Origin of the sequence: Paenibacillus sp. 4624, from assembly GCF_050435065.1 — a bacterium.
In the GTDB taxonomy this organism is placed as follows: Bacteria; Bacillota; Bacilli; order Paenibacillales; family Paenibacillaceae; genus Paenibacillus; species Paenibacillus amylolyticus_D.
This window is the reverse complement of the sequence record NZ_JBNDJR010000002.1, coordinates 316478-333582: the sequence shown is the minus strand read 5'-3', so window position 1 is coordinate 333582 and position 17105 is coordinate 316478. Positions and strand designations below refer to the sequence as shown.

13 protein-coding genes and 1 pseudogene are annotated in these 17105 nt (G+C 47.7%); all 14 read right to left on the bottom strand.

From position 1 onward, the window contains the following. Nucleotides 1–142: 142 nt before the first annotated feature. The 14 genes and pseudogenes from ABIE27_RS05885 to ABIE27_RS05820 all read right to left on the bottom strand — a co-directional run bounded on the left by ABIE27_RS05885 (nucleotide 143) and on the right by ABIE27_RS05820 (nucleotide 16904). Nucleotides 143–1564, bottom strand: a complete 1422-nt coding sequence (locus ABIE27_RS05885; RefSeq protein WP_429350101.1) for an MFS transporter — start codon at nucleotides 1562–1564, stop codon at nucleotides 143–145. 71 nt (nucleotides 1565–1635) lie between these two features. Further along, the gene (locus ABIE27_RS05880; RefSeq protein ID WP_429350100.1) at nucleotides 1636–2814 is read right to left on the bottom strand and encodes a winged helix-turn-helix domain-containing protein; all 1179 of its coding nucleotides are present in this window, start codon (nucleotides 2812–2814) and stop codon (nucleotides 1636–1638) included. Between the two features lie 247 nt (nucleotides 2815–3061). Further along, the gene (locus ABIE27_RS05875) at nucleotides 3062–3856 is read right to left on the bottom strand and encodes an ABC transporter ATP-binding protein (RefSeq protein ID WP_123064055.1); all 795 of its coding nucleotides are present in this window, start codon (nucleotides 3854–3856) and stop codon (nucleotides 3062–3064) included. A gap of 1 nt (nucleotide 3857) precedes the next feature. Next, nucleotides 3858–4718, bottom strand: coding sequence for an ABC transporter permease (locus tag ABIE27_RS05870; protein ID WP_240036800.1), 861 nt, complete (start codon nucleotides 4716–4718; stop codon nucleotides 3858–3860). 199 nt (nucleotides 4719–4917) lie between these two features. Beyond that, complete coding sequence (locus ABIE27_RS05865; RefSeq protein ID WP_123064054.1) at nucleotides 4918–5967, bottom strand: ABC transporter substrate-binding protein; 1050 nt, start codon at nucleotides 5965–5967, stop codon at nucleotides 4918–4920. A 369-nt stretch (nucleotides 5968–6336) separates the two neighbouring features. Beyond that, nucleotides 6337–8355, bottom strand: coding sequence for a methyl-accepting chemotaxis protein (locus tag ABIE27_RS05860; RefSeq protein WP_429350099.1), 2019 nt, complete (start codon nucleotides 8353–8355; stop codon nucleotides 6337–6339). A gap of 272 nt (nucleotides 8356–8627) precedes the next feature. Beyond that, entirely contained in the window at nucleotides 8628–9272 is a 645-nt protein-coding gene (locus ABIE27_RS05855) for a helix-turn-helix transcriptional regulator (RefSeq protein WP_123064052.1), read from the bottom strand. A gap of 21 nt (nucleotides 9273–9293) precedes the next feature. Next, nucleotides 9294–10181: a rhodanese-related sulfurtransferase gene (locus ABIE27_RS05850; RefSeq protein WP_090921769.1), complete on the bottom strand. Its 888-nt coding sequence runs from the start codon at nucleotides 10179–10181 to the stop codon at nucleotides 9294–9296. Nucleotides 10182–10436: 255 nt separating this feature from the next. Further along, nucleotides 10437–11546: a hypothetical protein gene (locus tag ABIE27_RS05845; protein WP_123064051.1), complete on the bottom strand. Its 1110-nt coding sequence runs from the start codon at nucleotides 11544–11546 to the stop codon at nucleotides 10437–10439. A 62-nt stretch (nucleotides 11547–11608) separates the two neighbouring features. After that, a complete protein-coding gene (locus tag ABIE27_RS05840) occupies nucleotides 11609–13126 on the bottom strand; it encodes an ATP-binding protein (RefSeq protein WP_429350098.1) in 1518 nt (505 codons plus the stop codon). After that, nucleotides 13123–13836, bottom strand: coding sequence for a response regulator transcription factor (locus ABIE27_RS05835; RefSeq protein WP_123064049.1), 714 nt, complete (start codon nucleotides 13834–13836; stop codon nucleotides 13123–13125). Before ABIE27_RS05835 ends, ABIE27_RS05840 begins: the two co-directional genes overlap by 4 nt. A 270-nt stretch (nucleotides 13837–14106) precedes the next feature. Next, nucleotides 14107–14370, bottom strand: a pseudogene (locus tag ABIE27_RS05830) (Rpn family recombination-promoting nuclease/putative transposase); the annotation flags it as partial. Between the two features lie 95 nt (nucleotides 14371–14465). After that, nucleotides 14466–15383 (bottom strand): helix-turn-helix transcriptional regulator, encoded by a 918-nt coding sequence (locus tag ABIE27_RS05825; protein WP_429350255.1) that lies wholly within the window; start codon nucleotides 15381–15383, stop codon nucleotides 14466–14468. A gap of 111 nt (nucleotides 15384–15494) precedes the next feature. After that, complete coding sequence (locus ABIE27_RS05820; protein ID WP_123064047.1) at nucleotides 15495–16904, bottom strand: MATE family efflux transporter; 1410 nt, start codon at nucleotides 16902–16904, stop codon at nucleotides 15495–15497. Nucleotides 16905–17105 lie beyond the last annotated feature (201 nt).

Sequence of the window (17105 nt, the reverse complement as noted above, 5' to 3'; positions counted from 1 at the left end):
TTGTTCCCTTGTAATGACATCCCCCTTTGGAAAAGGTAGTTCAACAAATCTGGGGATAACAGCTGCTCTCCAGGTTCTTCTGTCACCGGAGTGGACTGTGTAAAATCTATAGTTCAACTTATATAGCTATGAGAAAAGCTTTTTACGAAATTCCTTGTTGGGCAGACCCTGTCTTCTCTACCGAAGAGGATGTTCTGCTGATCGACCACAACATACGCTGTAACAAGATGCCCCCAAGTCCAATGGCTAGTGTAACCAGGCCAATCATTTGAAAGGTTGGACTCGGCCCGACAGAACGAATGAGTGCACCTCCCGCCAGCGGGGCAGCGATCAGTACCACACTGTATAACGAGTTTTGAATGCCAAATACACGTCCTACATAATCAGGAGAGGTCTCTTTTTGCAGCAAATAATTCATCGTAACCATAAACAGTCCATTCCCCAGACCAATACACAAGCCCAAGACAATAATCCATGCTGTCGATGTATCTGGACCAACCCAGCCTAGTGCTGCAATGCCGGTCCCAATGAGAAAATATCCGCCGCCAAGCCCCCACCCGTATCCTAACCTTGGCAATCGGTTTAACAGTAGAATGATAAACACCGCTCCCGCACCTACGGATGATCCGAGCCAGCCGAGCAGGGATTCATCACCAGGCTTGATCCCCCGAAACAGGGTTGTAAATTGATATTCGATCATCAGAATAGACATCAGGCCCAAACATCCAAACACGATGGTATTCCTCACCGCGCGACTCCGGCGTAAATACCTCCAGCCCTCCTGCCACTGCGTGAAGAAGGATTCCGATTCCTTCGGAACTTCACCGGCATTCTCGCTTTGGATAACAGGTTCCTTCTTCTCCGCCAAACGTCGCAAGGGCCATAACACAGCGCCTGATAACAGGCGCGCACACGCATTGATCAGAATGCAGATTTGCGGAGAGAAAAAGGCTAACACCACCGCGCCCAGAAGGGGGCCGGCGATCTTCGCACACTGATTCACAAAACCGTTCAGAGACGAGGCCTGAAACAGTTGCTCCTCCGCCACGATCTGCCGTGTCAGCGCCTGCTGGGCAGGAACGTGAAACACACTCATCATCGCACGCAGAGCCAGAAGTGGCAGCAGCCATGCCGGGCTTGGTGCGAATAAAATGCCCACTGTTAGCGCAATGGTAATGCCATCACAGAGAATCATAATTCTCACTTTATGCAGTCGATCAGCGAGAGCACCAGCTACCGACCCAAATAAGATACCCGGTACAGCCATACAGACAGGGATCAGCGCGATAATCAACGGATCAGCACCCCAACGGTAAGCCACCATGACCTGTATTGCCAGTGCATCGAACCAATCGCCAAAGGTGGCGAGCGCATAAGCAACAAACAGACGCACAAACCGCAGATTAGCCCAGAGGCTTTTTAAGGTTTGTGAAGCAGATTCACCAGATGAATCATCTGGTGTAGATGAAGGAAATACGTCGTTTCTTGATGAGTTCGCTGGACGAGATGGATTCTCTACATTGGATAAGTGGGGTTCTTCCGTCCTTGATGATTGTTGCTTCATACTTGATTTTCCTCCCTTGATTACAACCAGCTTATAAAATGGACTGCTCCTTGGCTGTAATCATAGAGGCGCTATGTCAGAGGAAGATCAGAGGATTCGGAATCCGTTGATAAAAAGTTAATAATGGTATTTACGATCTGCTGCCCATATACGGGAACACCATATGACTTACCGATCTCTGTATATATCTGCTGATATTTATTGCGAAGTCTTCCCGGGGTTCGATGGTGATCCATATACAGGAGGATCTGATAGGCTGAATTCAGATATAGCGGAGCATTGAGCGACATTTTTAATACATCCAGACCGTCATCCATTCGCAGTTCTGCCTCTCGCACCCGTCCCTGTCGAAGTAGCCATAAACCCTCCATCACCTGAAAACGACCAATTTCTCGCAGATAGGGAGCATCCTTTAATTCAGATCGCAACACAGCCAGTTGTTCCTCGGCAGCTTCTCCACTCCCACCCCACAGTTCAACCGATAACGCGGCGATACCTACGGGTAATTTGAAATAAGTCAACTGTTCTGCTTCCATTACCTGATATGTCTCTTCCAGCAGCCTCTTAGCTTCCTGGTACTGTCCCGTCTCCGCGTAGATATCAATAATATTCAGAATGCGCAGTTCCTGACGATACTCGGCGGGCAACAAAGGTGATTGGATCGCTAGCCTGTATAATTCCAAACTTTCGGCTGGCTTAATGAGAGCATGTACATAAATCAATAACCAGTACAAGCGCTCTTCCAAAGGGAAGTCATCTGTGCTCGTCAGCCACTCCAGATCTCCCTGGATAAAATGCATATACAATTGGTAGTATGGTGAAATCTTCAAGCCAAGTGCTTCCTGCTGGTGAACCAGCATCTGAATTGAATTTCCCTGACCGAACAGATGATATTTGCGGAGCAGTCCGTGAATCACTTCCTGCATCTCTGGATCATGAACCGAAGGATTAGAGATCAACATCGCTTTGTTCTCCCGCAAGGCAAGTCGGTAGCCATAACCCCTGACCGTATCGAGGCTAATCTCATCCCAGCGTTTTAGCTTCTTGCGTAACCGATAGATATGATCATCTACGGTTCGTTCCACCGGATATTCCAGCGGCCATACCCGATCCAGCAGTTGACTGCGCGTAAAGGCCTTGTCTTTGTTTGCATACAGAAAATGCAAAAGGGCAAACTCCTTCGCCAGCAAATGAATAGACTCTGTACGCCAATATACAGTGTAGCTTCCTTCCTCAAATTGTAGAGACACTGCCCGTTCCTCCTCTTGCTTATTTCTATGTATGCCAAACTGCTACATCAGGGAATATTCCTTCAAAAACCTCTCGTTTATGTTTATTTAATTCTCTTTGAACCTTCTACCTCACTCTGAACCTCTTCAACATACCACATAAAAAATCCCTTTGCGAAAACGCAAAGGGATTTGGATACGAATATACGTCGCTAACATGGTTTGCAGATGTAATACGCCATACTCAGCACCCCAGCTACGGTACTTATTATCCCAGTACCACGCGGTCATCCGCCATTTTTTTGCCGCTAATCCGCTCGAATTCCCCGAGCAGTTCCGGCACCGTCAGTGTGCGCTTGCGCTCTTCACTGACATCGAGAATGATTCGTCCTTTGTCCATCATGATCAGGCGGTTGCCGAGACGAATGGCCTGTTCCATATTGTGCGTTACCATCAGCGTGGTGAGTCTCATCTCACGGACAAGAGTCTCCGTCAGCTCTGTAATCAGCTCTGCGCGAGATGGGTCAAGTGCCGCTGTATGTTCATCCAACAGCAAAATCTGCGGCTGGGTGAAGGTTGCCATCAACAAGCTGAGTGCCTGGCGCTCGCCGCCGGAAAGCAGACCTACCTTAGCATTGGGACGTTTCTCCAACCCAATACCCAGCTTCTCCAACTGTGCATTAAAGATTTCACGTCTGGAGCGTGTCACACCAAAGCCAAGCCCGCGTCCTTTGCCGCGTTTATATGCCATCGCCATATTCTCCTCGATCGACATATGCGGAGCGGTTCCAGCCATCGGGTCCTGAAAGACACGACCGATCCAGCTGCTGCGTTTATGCTCCGGCAGATTTCTGATCGAACGATCGTTGATGAGCACGTCGCCCATATCTGGTTTCATCACACCTGAGATAATGTTCATCAAGGTCGATTTCCCGGCGCCATTACTGCCAATGACCGTTACAAAATCACCCGGATTCATGGTCAGATTTACACCAACCAGAGCTGTTTTCTCATCTGTTGTGCCCGGGTTGAACAGTTTGGTGACTTGTGTAATCTCTAACATGCTACATGCCCCCCTTTGCCTGTTGACCGCCGGAACGCATCAGCTCTTCGGTCCGTTTGCGAGCGAGGCTGCGCTGTTTCATCGAACGCTGCATCGTAGGGAAGACGAGAGCGATAATAACGATCACAGCCGTGATCAGCTTCAAGTCGGACGTATCAAACCATTCCACCTGCAAAGCCAGTGCAACTACAATACGGTAAATGATTGAACCGACTACAGCCGCCAGTGTTGCCCAGAATACCGTTCTGGCACCGAGAATTGCTTCACCAATAATGACGGAGGCCAGACCAATAACGATCATGCCAATACCCATCGTAATATCAGCAAACCCGGATTGCTGGGCAATAAATGCACCAGACAAGGCTACCAGTCCATTGGACAAACTGACACCAATAATGGTTGTCACATCCGTGTTCGCACCAAAGCTGCGAATCATGCGTTTGTTATCCCCTGTGGCGCGGAGCGCGAGTCCAATATCTGTTTTCATGAACAGATCGAGCATGATTTTAAATACCAGCACAACAATAATGATAATGATCATGACATGTTCACCTGAAAACGGCGTTTCCACGCCCATAATCGATTTATTCGGCGCACCAAGAATACGCATGTTGATCGAATACAGAGCAATCATCATCAAAATCCCGGACAACAGTCCGTTAATTTTGCCTTTCGTATGCAAAAGACCCGTGAGGGCTCCAGCAATCATGCCGCCAGCCATAGCTGCCAAGCAGGCCAGCCAAGGGGAGTAATCATTGGAGATCATGACCGCTGCAATAGCGCCTCCTGTCGTAAAACTTCCGTCTACGGTAAGATCGGGGAAATCCAGAATGCGAAACGTAATATACACACCAAGTGCCATAAGTGCATATAACAGTCCCAGTTCAATGGCCCCTTCAATGGAATTCCAACTTATACTCACACTGCTTCCTCCCTGTCTATCTCTGTCCGAAAAGAATGAGGCGAACCCACCTGCGCGTTCGCCTCACCTCCATCTGCCGAAGTATTGTTTTACTGTCAGCTGCTCAATAAATCAGTCTGGCCGTTGGTTCACTGGTTCATTATTGGATAATGTTGTTCGCCTGGTCTTTCACTTCAGCCTTCATCTCATCCGTTACTGTGATGCCTTGAGCTTCAGCTGCCTTCAGGTTCAGGATCAGATCCAGCTTGTCCGGAACGGTCACCTTCATATCGCCCGGTTTGGTTCCATTTTTCAAGATGTCCGCAGCCATCTCACCGACTTGGTAGCCGTGGTCATAATATTTAAATCCTACGGTTGCAAAAGCGCCTTTCTCTACCGTATCCCGATCACTGGAGAAGAACGGAATTTTGTTGCTGTTTGCCGTCTGGATGATCGTATCTACTGCACTTACAACGGAGTTGTCGAGTGTAATGTAGAATGCGTCAACTTTACCAACCAGCGAGTCTGTCGCTTGTTTGACTTCCGATGTATTGGTTACTGGTGCTTTAACCAGCTTGATGTTATGTGTTGCCAGAGCCTTCTCGGCATTATTAGCCATGACAACTGCATTTGGTTCACCTTCGTTAATGACCAATCCCACAGTCTTTACATTCGGCAGGTTCTTAGCGATAAAATCAGCCAATTGCACAATCGCCTCTGGATTCGTATCCGATGCACCAGTTACATTGCCGCCCGGTTTGTCCATATCACTCACGAGCTTCGCACCCAGTGGGTCCGTCACAGCTGCAAACAAGAGTGGCTTGTCCTTCACTTGCTGTGCAAGAGCTAGTGCTGATGGCGTAGCAATCCCGAGCACGAGATCGTTTTTGGAATCACCCGCAATTTTCTGTGCAATAGACAAGTTGTTCGTGGAATCACCTTGCGCATTGTTATAATCAATCTTGAGGTTTTTGTTCTCTTCAATGCCGGCATCCTTCAGAGCTGCGATGAAGCCTTCACGTGTAGCATCCAGCGATGGGTGTTCCACAATCTGGGAGATAGCAATCTGATAGGATTTTTCTTCGCTTCCGCCTCCTGTTGTGCTGTCTGATCCTTTGGACTCCGAGCCTGCACCACTGTTATTTCCGCAACCTGCCGCTACGATCATCGAAGCAGCCATCATCAATGACATCCAAAACTTCTTTTTCATCTGTAAGAACCCCTCTCCAAATGTTAAAAATGTGGTCTTCCCGGTTACACTCCATCTTGTATCCCCTCAGGTACGATAGAGCGGGACAAAACAAACACTTCAACGCATTGTTGCTTTGATCGACAAAAGCAGACAAATCTAGACTTTTGGCATGCGACTGAGGTCCATGCCGTGTTGCTCTTTTATTGTTTTCCTAATATTAAAGGGCATCCCGGCTTCCGTCAATGGTTGAACCGCTTCCAATTTCGTTTTACCCGGATACGTGATAGAAAACTTTACATTGTTAAAAAAGACAACCCCAAATAACAGGTTGCCTCATTTTTATATCTACTTTAATTCATAAGCATCGATCTAATACTTTATCTCCATCTACAATTTAAACTTCTCAATCTGTGACCGCAGTTGCTCTGACATATTAGCGAGTTCTGCTGATGAGGAAGCCACTTCCTCCATAGAAGCCATTTGTTGCTGTGCTGCTGCGGAGACATTTTCAGTCTCTGCTGCTGTCTCGCTAGCCGAATCAGCAATGAGGCGAATAGAGCCCACCAGGCTTCCCGTTCCAGAGACAATCTCCTCTGCCGCCGCTGTGACACTACGGATACTGTCAGCGACCTGTTCCACGGACGAGCGAATATTCGTAAACAGCTCACTTGCAACTTCGCCCGCCTGTTTGCCCTGAGCAGCCTGCTCAACGGTCTGCTCAGAAGCACGAAGTGTACGCTCAATCTCCACCTGAATGCGCCCAATAAATCCAGCAATCTGCTCTGCGGATGCAATTGACTGTCCAGCAAGATTACGAACTTCATCGGCCACGACGGCAAATCCCCGGCCAGCCTCACCAGAACGTGATGCTTCAATTGCAGCATTCAGAGAGAGGATATTTGTTTGCCGGGCGATGTTGCTGATTACACCTACAACCTCACCAATAGAGGTGGACAAACTGCTGAGGTTTTGAATCGTACCGGACAGCTCACGAATGCCATACTCCATCTCATCCATCTTCCTACCCAGATCATGCATCGCTGTAGATCCATCCGTCGCGAGTACATTCGCTTCCGAAGCAACGGTAGATACATGAGAGCTATGTTCTGCGACACCATTAATCTGCATCGCAATATTTTCCGCTACATCGCTACCATCTTGTACACTTGACGTTTGACGCTCCGAGCCCTCGGCAACCACCATAATAGCCTCCGTAATGCTCTGTGATGCATTGGAACCTTGCTCAGCACCTACGGCTAGCTGTTTGGCAGAATCGGTTAATTGTCCGGACAGATCCGAAACATTCGTCATCAACTGATGTAGTTGCTCACTAGATCTATTAAATGAATGCAGGGCTGCGCTAATATCCGTTTTCCCTTTTACAGGAATGCGATACGTCAGATCGCCTTGTGCCAGTAGATCAATCCCGTGTGTGAGTTGACGAATGGGCTTTACAATTTTTGTCGCGATTAAAATACTGAGTAACAACGCGGCCGCAACGATGATAATTCCTACTGTAAGTATAAGCAAGAGCAGATCGTTAACCGGTTTTGAAAATTCACTCTCATCCATATATGTAACAACAACCCAGTTCAGTTCTGTTTGAGTCATGTATCCCAATCTTTTAACACCATCTATTTGAAAATCAAATGCAACATAATTGCCTTTTACCGCTTCGGCAAATGCTTCATTCATATGGGTGTTGCCCATATCCGTAATATTACTATTCATAATCTTCGTCTCATCTGGAGAATAGATAAAGATTCCACTCGCTGTCATCAACACTGCTTGTCCCGTGTTACCGTGCTTAAATGCACTTACATCTTCGACCAATTCATTAATACGATAACCAGCAGTATAGAAACCAACCGGTTGACCATCTTTCATAACTGGTGCACCAATGGCAACGCCAAGTGTATTATCTACTACAGAAATCAACGGTTCAGAGACATACGAACGACCCGCCTGAATTTCTTTTACATAAGGCCGGCTCGATAAGTCATATTCTTTACCTGTCGCGTCCATCGCAAACTGTCCTGTTACATCCGGTGAATACAGAACCGTAGTAAACTCAGGATGCTGCTCTTTTAAACTGGAGAGAAATTGCATCTGTTGCTCTTTATTGTCCTCAATTGATGCACCTTGCTCGGCAATCATTCTAACGACGGTTTGTTGCTCTTTCATTTTGATATCCATTTCTTTGGCCAACAATTTCGTATCTAATACGAGCTGTTTCGTTGAATAACTTTTGACCTGATTAGATGTAGGAACATAGAAGGTAACCGAAAGGACCGCAACACAGACAATGACGATGATCAGTGAAGACAGCATGATTTGTCCTGCCGTTTGCCTTAATGAACAAAATGTGAGTATTGAACGAAGAAAACCTGATTTTTTCCGAGCCATGACCTATCCCCTTTTTTTTAGAAGCTATAATTTTTATATGATATATATCGGTATAATCACGAGTGTTTTTAATCCGAAAAATACCGCTTCTAAAAAAAGTTTTGGATCAGAATTCAGATAACAAGAAGTTTAAATCACATATGTTCATAATGAGATATGGGTGTGTGTATTCAAATCAGAGTGAATAAACGTGTATAAAAACTATGTACACGTGTTTTTTTAGATAAAAAAAAGACTGCTTCGACATTCGAAACAATCTTATAGATGACCCGCTATGATGACTTCCCCGATACCTCGCGAATCTGGTACTTGCACTTTTTGCCGCCATCGGCGTAACATTCAGTGCGCTCGACGTCCGCTTGCAATAGGGAACGAAATAACTCTAACTCGCAGCGGCAAGCCTGCTTGTATACACTCGCGACCTGTACAATCGGGCAATTCAGTTCAGTGATGACATACGTGCCATCTTCTTCTCTGGATGCATCAGCCATATACCCGTTGGCATTCTGGATTCGTGCCAGTTCCTCCACACGTCCGGCAAGGTCATGCCCCTCCATCTGCGGCAAGCCACTGCGAAGCAACTTGTCACGGCGGCCTTCGAAAAGGGCATCCACGACTCCGCTGCCTGCCGTATCAGACAATTCATCAAGCAGTTCCAGTGTTAGAGAAGAGTAGGACTTCGGGAAATAACTGTCTCCGCGATCCGTCAGATGATATACCGAGGAGGGACGCCCTGCTGTTGCACGAGCCTCACGCACCTCGATCCATCCTTCCTGCTCCAGTGCTGTCAGATGTCGGCGAATCGCCATTCCGGTCAGCCCTAGCTCCGCCGTGATTTCACGAGCCGTCATCGTTCCTTGCTGCTTCAGCATGAACAGAATCCGTTCACGCGTTGTACGTTCTTCTTCACGCTTCATGTTCAGCACCTGCTCTCCTGCTTATGCCTGTACGGGCGCTGCCTCCCGGCAAGCATCCGAGCAAAAGCGGTTATGCGTCTCTTCGCAATCCTCACAGCAGACATGCTGCAGGTTGCAGGTCGGGCAATTAATATATCGGTCATGGGTCGTACCGCAGTGATAACAGCTGGCGATAACAATATCCTCATCGGTACGGTTGATCGGTACGGAAATCCGCTCGTCAAATACATAACATTTTCCATCAAACAGACGCCCTTGCACCTCAGGGTCTTTCCCGTAAGTTACAATTCCGCCTTCCAGTTGGGCAACATCCTGGAAACCTTCTTTGATCATAAACCCTGTCAGCTTCTCACAGCGGATACCGCCTGTGCAGTACGTAATGATTGTTTTGTCCTTCATATCGCCGAGATTCTCGCGAATCCACTCGGGGAATTCACGGAATGATTCGACATCCGGGCGGATAGCGCCGCGGAAATGACCGATTTCATACTCATAATCATTGCGTCCATCGATGACGATAACGTCATCCCGTTGCAAATGCTCGTGGAATTCCTTCGGTGAGAGGCGTTTACCGCTAATCTCATTCGGATCAAGTTCATCGTCTACGCGGAAAGTCACCAGTTCTGCTTTGTGACGCACAAAGATTTTTTTGAACGCATGCTCTTCCACATCATCAATCTTAAACACCATATCCTTGAACAACGGGTTGGCGTGCATGTCCTTCATATATTGCTCCGTCTGCTCCGGCGTTCCTGATACCGTACCGTTAATACCCTCGGAGGCAATCAGAATACGGCCTTTCACCCCTAGGTCTTTACAGTATTGCAGATGCTCCTGCGTAAACGTCTCGGGGTCTTCAATCTTCACGAACTTATAATATAAAAGCACGCGATACGCGCTGTTACACATGTATATCACCTGTTCCTCTTCCATGTTGTTGGCCGGTTCTTCCGGCGAGCCACCTACGTTGCACCCTGACTTGCAGAAAAAGAAAAGAAACAGCCGCCCGAAACATCGTCTCGAACTGCTGTCTAACCATTCGACTTTATATTCCTGCATACTAGTTTATCGGAAGCGCAAGGACTTAGTCAATATAAATGTATAGTAAGGCATGAAAGATATGGAACACGCCTTCCATGCCGTCACTATCCTTTGATTGGGCAACTATTCTGAAATCGTAATAATCGAGGTCACAAAGTGATATTTTTCATTCTCCATCACGGATTGTGACAGCAAAATTTTGTTTCCCTGCGGGCTCCAAGCCAACGCATCAGCTACATTGTCCATCTCTGCGGAGATCTGGAATTGCTCTGCCGATTCGGTATTGGAAACAAACAATCCTTTTTCGTTATCCTTATCCGAATTAATCGTGTACGCAATCTTGGAGTCGTCACCCGACCAGCTTGTGCCAAAAATCTGCGTGCCTCTGGCGAGTGTGGCCTTCTCATTGCCTTCCAGATCGGTGAGCACCAGCGCCCGTTTGGTATCCGCTGTTCTTTTTACAATCGCAAGCCTTGTTCCGTCGTTCGAAGGGATGACCCACTCCACGCTTTTGAGCACCTGTTTGACTTCGCCCGTCTTCGCATCATAGGTGTTCAGTTGACCGTCTTCTCCGGTAATGTAATAGATCGCGTTGCCCGACACCTTGATGCTGCGCACATTAAAGTTACCTGTCTCTACCAATACCTTTGTGGTACCGTCCAGTGAAGCCGAGACCAGATCCCCTTTCATATTGGAAAAAACGACATGTTCATTATCCAGCCAGGCACCTTCCTGAATGAATCCATCCTCTTTACCCGCGGCAATCGCTTCTCCGCTCTTCAGGTTCAGAATAAAAGGCCAGCCTGTCGTTTCCTCCGTCTGCCAGTAGAACAGATGCTGCCCATCCGGCGACACCTGCGGCGCTCCCAGGTTAACCTCGCTCTCTATGAGCGGTGTATCTGTGCCCTTCGTCAGATCATACATGTACAGGTTGTGCGGATACCGTTCCTCTCCCTCTACATTAACGGGTTTCATGGACGTGTTTTCTTTATCCGTCACAATCGAGTTCTCGCTCAACCAAGCGATTCCTCGCATATTAGGCAATTTATCTATTTTCTCAAGTTTGAAATTCTGGTAAACGGACGTGTTCGTGTTATCTTTGACCGTAATGTCTGTACCTGTTTTTGCACCTTGTGAATTGCCAGACGGCTCTGTGGTGCTTCCACAAGCGACAGTGGTCAATAATGCAGCTGCCCCCAGCGCTCCAAACGTAACTTTCATCCATCTCATCATGTCGTGATCCCCCTCGGTTACTTATGCTATACCCCCATCATAAAGCTGGCATACTTCCAAAGTTATTCAGACTTGTTTCCAACTTGTAAACTTGTATCTATGTCTTGATCTGCCAGTGGGAATACGAGTTGAAATGTCACGCCATCTTGATGCGCTGGATCGCTCGGTAATAATGTAATCGTTCCGCCTTGCTTCTCAACAAACTGCTTTACGAGGGATAGACCCAGTCCGGTTCCGCCTGTTTTACGAGCTCTGTCCTTATTGACCGTGTAAAACGGTTCAAAAATCTTCTCCCGTGCCTCTTCCGGAATCGGCGTACCTGAGTTATAGATGCGAATGACCGCCTGATGTTCCTCTGTACGCCGCTCATTCTCCACTCGAATGATGCCTCCAGGAACGTTATATTTGATCGCATTGTCCAGCAGGTTGATGAAAATATGCATCAGACTTTCCCGGTCACTGTGAATGATGGCAGGCTCCAGGCCCAGATCCATGTTCAGTGCAAACTTTTCGGCCTTACCTCGCATTCGTCCGCAAGCATCCTCCAGCAATGCACCGATCTCTACATCCTCCGCCTGATTCTCAAAATCATACTTTTCCAGCGCGGACAGATGCAGCACCTTTTCTACCATTTCATATAATCGTTCGGTTTCCTTCCCGATATTAATCGTCGCATCGTCCAGCAGTTGTGGATCATCCTTGTACATGTTTAAGAGCTCCACATATGCTTTGATCGACGTCAATGGTGTCTTGAACTCATGACTGATGTTGCCGATATATTGTTTCTGTTGCTGCTCAAGCGCTTGTAACTTCTCGATTGCCAGTTGCAGCTTCTGCTGCTCGGCATGCATGGCTGCAATGTTTTGTTGAATAGACGTGCTCATATAATAAATCCCTTGTCCCAGCTCGCCCAATTCATCCTTACGTTTGACCGGAGATTCGGTAATATAGTTGCCTTCTTGAATGGAAGACGCTGATTTCTTCAATCGGGTAATCGCTACAGCAAAACGGTTGTAGAACAGATAGCCGAGAATGAAACTAAGCGCGACCACCGTGATGCCCGCCCATAGGAACAATTGTTGAATCCGGGCATAGAAGTCCTGATAGTTCTGCACGGAATATTGAATCCAGATGGCACCAATCTGTCCCTCCGGGCCGTCCAGCGGGGCGGCATAAAGCAATGTCTCCCCCTGCTCGTGATAGGCAATTTTATTTTTCAATGCGTAATTCAAGGTCTCCTCAACAAGTTCACTCTCGGCTGGGGCAAAGGAAGCCCCTACTTGTTTGCCACTCATGTCATATAGTGCAATCGGCAAACCCGTTGAATCAGAGAGAGCCTGCGCCAATCTGCGTCCATTTTGTTGCAGGAACCGTTCCGGCTCTTGGCGAATGGCCTCCGTATAATACGCTTGGCGCACATTCAGATTAATGAGACGCGTCTGCTGCGCGAGAGTACTCTCCACCTGTGATTGCTGATTAAGTTCAATGCCCCGCAGCACGAGGGAGCTAAGCACAACCACCGTGAGGATGAGCAATGCAGCCAGAAACACGCTGAATTTTAGCTTAATGCTGACTCTCATACCGCTCCGCCTGCTTCAGGAGCAGCTGCCTTGTACCCAATACCGTATACCGTTTGCAGCAGTTGCTGATCGGTATCCCCGATTTTTTTGCGCAAACGCTGGATATGAATATCTACCGTCCGTGTCCCCCCTGCGTACTCCATGCCCCACACTCGATCCAGCAAATCATCCCGTGTGTACACCCGTTCCGGATTAGACATCAGGATGGTTAGCAGGTCGAACTCCTTCGGTGTTAAATCCAGCTTCTCTTCACCCACCGTCACTGTGCGATGAGCAACATGAATACGCAGTGTTCCATTGACAATCGCTTGGCTCTTGGAGTCGTCCTGCGGTGGGGTATTGCTCTTCTCCACCCGACGCATCAGTGCTTTCACGCGGGCGAGTAATTCACGGATTTCGAATGGTTTGGTCATATAATCATCTGCGCCCATTTCAAGGCCGACAATTTTGTCCACCAGTTCGTTCTTGACGGTGAGCAAAATAATTCCGATATCCTCCCGATCCTCCAGCCTGCGGCAGACACCATATCCGTCCAGTTTGGGCATCATCACATCCAGAATCATGACCTGAGGATGGAACAAAGCAACCTTTTCCAATGCCTCTTCGCCATCACTCGCTGTCTCCACTTCATATCCTTCACGCCGCAGTGCGTACGAAATGGCACTAACGATGCTGGATTCATCATCCACAACCAGCACTTTTCTATTCATCGGACTCATCCTCTTTATCTGTGTCATTGGTTTATGCGTTTATGTTAACAAGATGGCGATCAATATGCCATGAAACTTTGGTCGTTTCCAGCAATAGACGAGTATAGTCCAATCTGCACGCTGTCCTTTTTCTTTTTATACCCCAAAGACAACAAAAAGAGCCATTCCACCGATGGACTGGCTCAAAATTTCTCTATTACATGTTGACTGTAACCATGTGAAATTGACTGATAATATTTAAACGCTAATCATCTTTGTTGGTACCTATTGCTAAGGTAGCAACTTTCGGATTTCCTCTTCGGAAAGTCCTGAGGCTTTCACAATGGCGAACATGTCCACACCGAGCGCCAACAACTCACGGGCCATCTCTTGTTTACCTTCCCGTAAGCCTTCCAACCTGCCTTTGGCCGCCCCTTCTGCCCGCGCGCCCTCAATCATTGACTTCTCATCGCTCAACGCCTTCATCCGGGCGTCATACGCCATGCGGGTGGCAGCATCATGACTCAGAAATTCCAGCGTATCCATCGCTTTCTTTTCCGTCACACATCTTCAGCTCCATTCTTCACCAACATTATACCATAATTCCCATCCCTCCTTCCGTTTAAAAATAACCCGCGCTATTTGATTTTTCATTCCTCAAACGATAAGTTTAACGGCTCGTCCGACATCTCATATTCCGTCTCCATATGCGTCACAGGTGTGTTTAGATCCACCTCTTCGAAGCGGAAGCTGTCGACCCAGACCTTGCCTTTCCCGTTCAGGATCACCCCAAACGAGATCACTGCGCTCTCTGCCGGTACATCCAGTACAATGCTGTACTGATTCCATGGCTGTGTACCCGTGATCGGCCGATCATGCATATTATCAAACTGAAGCACATCCTGCACCTGATTGTCCACACGCATCCAAAGTCCGCAGAACGCTTCCACACGATCGGTTTTGACAAACCCGGACAGTTTCATCCGTTTACCTACATACTTGTCTGCCCTGAACTGCTGCATCATCGTCGCAAATTCATTCGGTTCCATTGGTGTAACGGCCTTCAAATACCCTGAGGCCTTGCCTTGATGTACCTCCGCAGGATCAATACCCATCTCATAATTTTGCGGGTGACTCCCCGTTAACATCCAACCTTTGATTGCCGTTGTAGAATTCATCTCTATTTCTCCTCCTCTGGTTTTTCCAGTGAATAGTTTAAGATCAAATAATTTGCGAAAACGTCCAGGCGGCATGCCATACATTTTGCGAAAAGTCCGGGTGAACGCTTCCTGACTTTCAAATCCACAGGCAAGTGAAATGTCCAATATACCCGCATCTGTGGAGCGAAGTGCAATAGACGCCAGACTCATCCGCCGATGGCGAATGTAATCAACCACCGTCATGCCCACTTCTTCCCGAAATACCCGGTGATAATGATACGGCGATAATGCCGCATGGGCAGCCACGTCTTCCAGTCCAATCTCTTCATGCAGATGGTTCTCGATGTAGAACAAGCTATGCTGAATCATCTCCTGATATCGACTCAATTGAAGATGTCCCCCTTCCATATCCTTACTATACGTGCTCACGAAGGCGCCGTTTTGATCATTTTTGCGGAAAAACCAAAAAAGAAGAGCCAGACCAAGGACAACTCTGTCCTTGACTGACTCTTCGCGTATTTAGACTGCCGGAACCGGCTGTGCACCAGACTCTTCTTCATCATGCTCCACCAGCTCATGTCTCTCCCATGCACGGCTCTTCCAGCGGAAGTACATAATGACCGCACGTGTCCATTCGTCTGCCGCAATAGCAAGCCATACACCTGCCAGCCCCAGATTTAAATGGAACACCAGCAGATATCCGAGAGGCAGACTCATACATACCATGGAAATCAGGCCCATGTATACCGGAAACTTCGCATCCCCTGCCGCACGCAGAGAACCGATAATGACGATATTGCATGTACGTCCGGTCTCAAGCACCAAACTTAGCAAGAGCACTTGCGCTCCCAATCGGATAATCTCTGGATTATCCGTAAAGATGCTCATCAGCGGCACGCGGAAAATGATAATGATCACGTCAATCACAACGGTAGCCAGAAGCGCCCATTTTACACTGTCAAATACACGTTTATAAGCGTCATCCTTGCGCCGAGCACCGACAAGTCGGCCAACAATGATCGATGTCCCCATGCCGATGGCCATACTGAACAGATAAATGTAACTGGAAATGTTGCCTGCATATTGCTTCGTTGCCATCGCTTCCGCACCTAGATAGGTCACGTACAGCGTAAATACGAGCTGGCAAGAGTGGTACACCATCGACTCCATCGCAGAAGGAATGCCGATGCGCAGAATTTTGCCAATAAAATTTTTGGACAGCTTAATGTAATATTCAAAATCTACACGCACTTCGCTGACACGATACAAGAGCCAGAAGAAGATCAGCAAGCAGACGAAACGGCTGCCTACCGTCGAGATCGCTGCACCTTCCACACCCAGCTTCGGCAGTCCGAAGTGACCAAAGATCAGAGCATAGTTACCAATCACGTGAATGACGTTCATAAACACGGACACATACATCGTTTCCTTGGTATAACCGTGTGTACGTATCGTTGCGGCCAGTGCATTAATGAGGGCCTGCAGGAAGATTCCGCCCCCGACAATGCTGATATAGGAACGGGCATAATCATAAATTTCACCTTGTATATTCAAAAGCGACAGCAAGTGTCCGCCAAACACCAGGAAGATCACACTAAGGATCAATCCGACCGCTAGGTTTAGCGTAATGGCATTACCTGTAACCTGTGCTGCTTCTGTCAGCTTTTTCGAACCGATATATTGGGCTACTACAATGGCAGCACCATGTCCAATGACTTCAAGTACAAGAATCGCAATCGAGATAATTTGGTTGGCCGCTCCCACCCCGGAAACGGCATTATCCGATACCGAGCTAAGCATGAGCGTATCCACGCTCCCCATCAACATAAACAAGAAGAGTTCTAGGAAAATAGGCCAAGTCAGCCGGATCAGCTTCAGGTCCTGGGCATCTGAACGGAGGGACTCTTTGGTCGAGGATATTGCTGTCATTTTCTCACCTTTCCAACGTTTGCTTCAATTCATAGGGTATGTTAGCACAGGTGGTTTGAAAATGCAGTAGTTTTGCGAAAATAATTGAAAGTTTTTTGAAATTCCAGAAAAAGGTAGTTTATCGTTTTCATAAAACCTGTTTGGCTGTCGCTTTTTTATGGCGTTCTGTGACGACTCCAAGACATAACAAAACCCTCCCAC

Bases quoted from the DNA above. Each gene is read 5' to 3' on its own strand.
- ABIE27_RS05820 (WP_123064047.1), bottom strand. From the start codon at position 16,904: ATGACAGCAATATCCTCGACCAAAGAGTCCCTCCGTTCAGATGCCCAG.
- ABIE27_RS05835 (WP_123064049.1), bottom strand. From the start codon at position 13,836: ATGAATAGAAAAGTGCTGGTTGTGGATGATGAATCCAGCATCGTTAGT.
- ABIE27_RS05870 (WP_240036800.1), bottom strand. From the start codon at position 4,718: ATGGCACTTGGTGTGTATATTACGTTTCGCATTCTGGATTTCCCCGAT.
- ABIE27_RS05865 (WP_123064054.1), bottom strand. From the start codon at position 5,967: ATGAAAAAGAAGTTTTGGATGTCATTGATGATGGCTGCTTCGATGATC.
- ABIE27_RS05875 (WP_123064055.1), bottom strand. From the start codon at position 3,856: ATGTTAGAGATTACACAAGTCACCAAACTGTTCAACCCGGGCACAACA.
- ABIE27_RS05860 (WP_429350099.1), bottom strand. From the start codon at position 8,355: ATGGCTCGGAAAAAATCAGGTTTTCTTCGTTCAATACTCACATTTTGT.
- ABIE27_RS05845 (WP_123064051.1), bottom strand. From the start codon at position 11,546: ATGATGAGATGGATGAAAGTTACGTTTGGAGCGCTGGGGGCAGCTGCA.
- ABIE27_RS05840 (WP_429350098.1), bottom strand. From the start codon at position 13,126: ATGAGAGTCAGCATTAAGCTAAAATTCAGCGTGTTTCTGGCTGCATTG.
- ABIE27_RS05850 (WP_090921769.1), bottom strand. From the start codon at position 10,181: ATGTGTAACAGCGCGTATCGCGTGCTTTTATATTATAAGTTCGTGAAG.
- ABIE27_RS05885 (WP_429350101.1), bottom strand. From the start codon at position 1,564: ATGAAGCAACAATCATCAAGGACGGAAGAACCCCACTTATCCAATGTA.
- ABIE27_RS05825 (WP_429350255.1), bottom strand. From the start codon at position 15,383: ATGGAAGGGGGACATCTTCAATTGAGTCGATATCAGGAGATGATTCAG.
- ABIE27_RS05855 (WP_123064052.1), bottom strand. From the start codon at position 9,272: ATGAAGCGTGAAGAAGAACGTACAACGCGTGAACGGATTCTGTTCATG.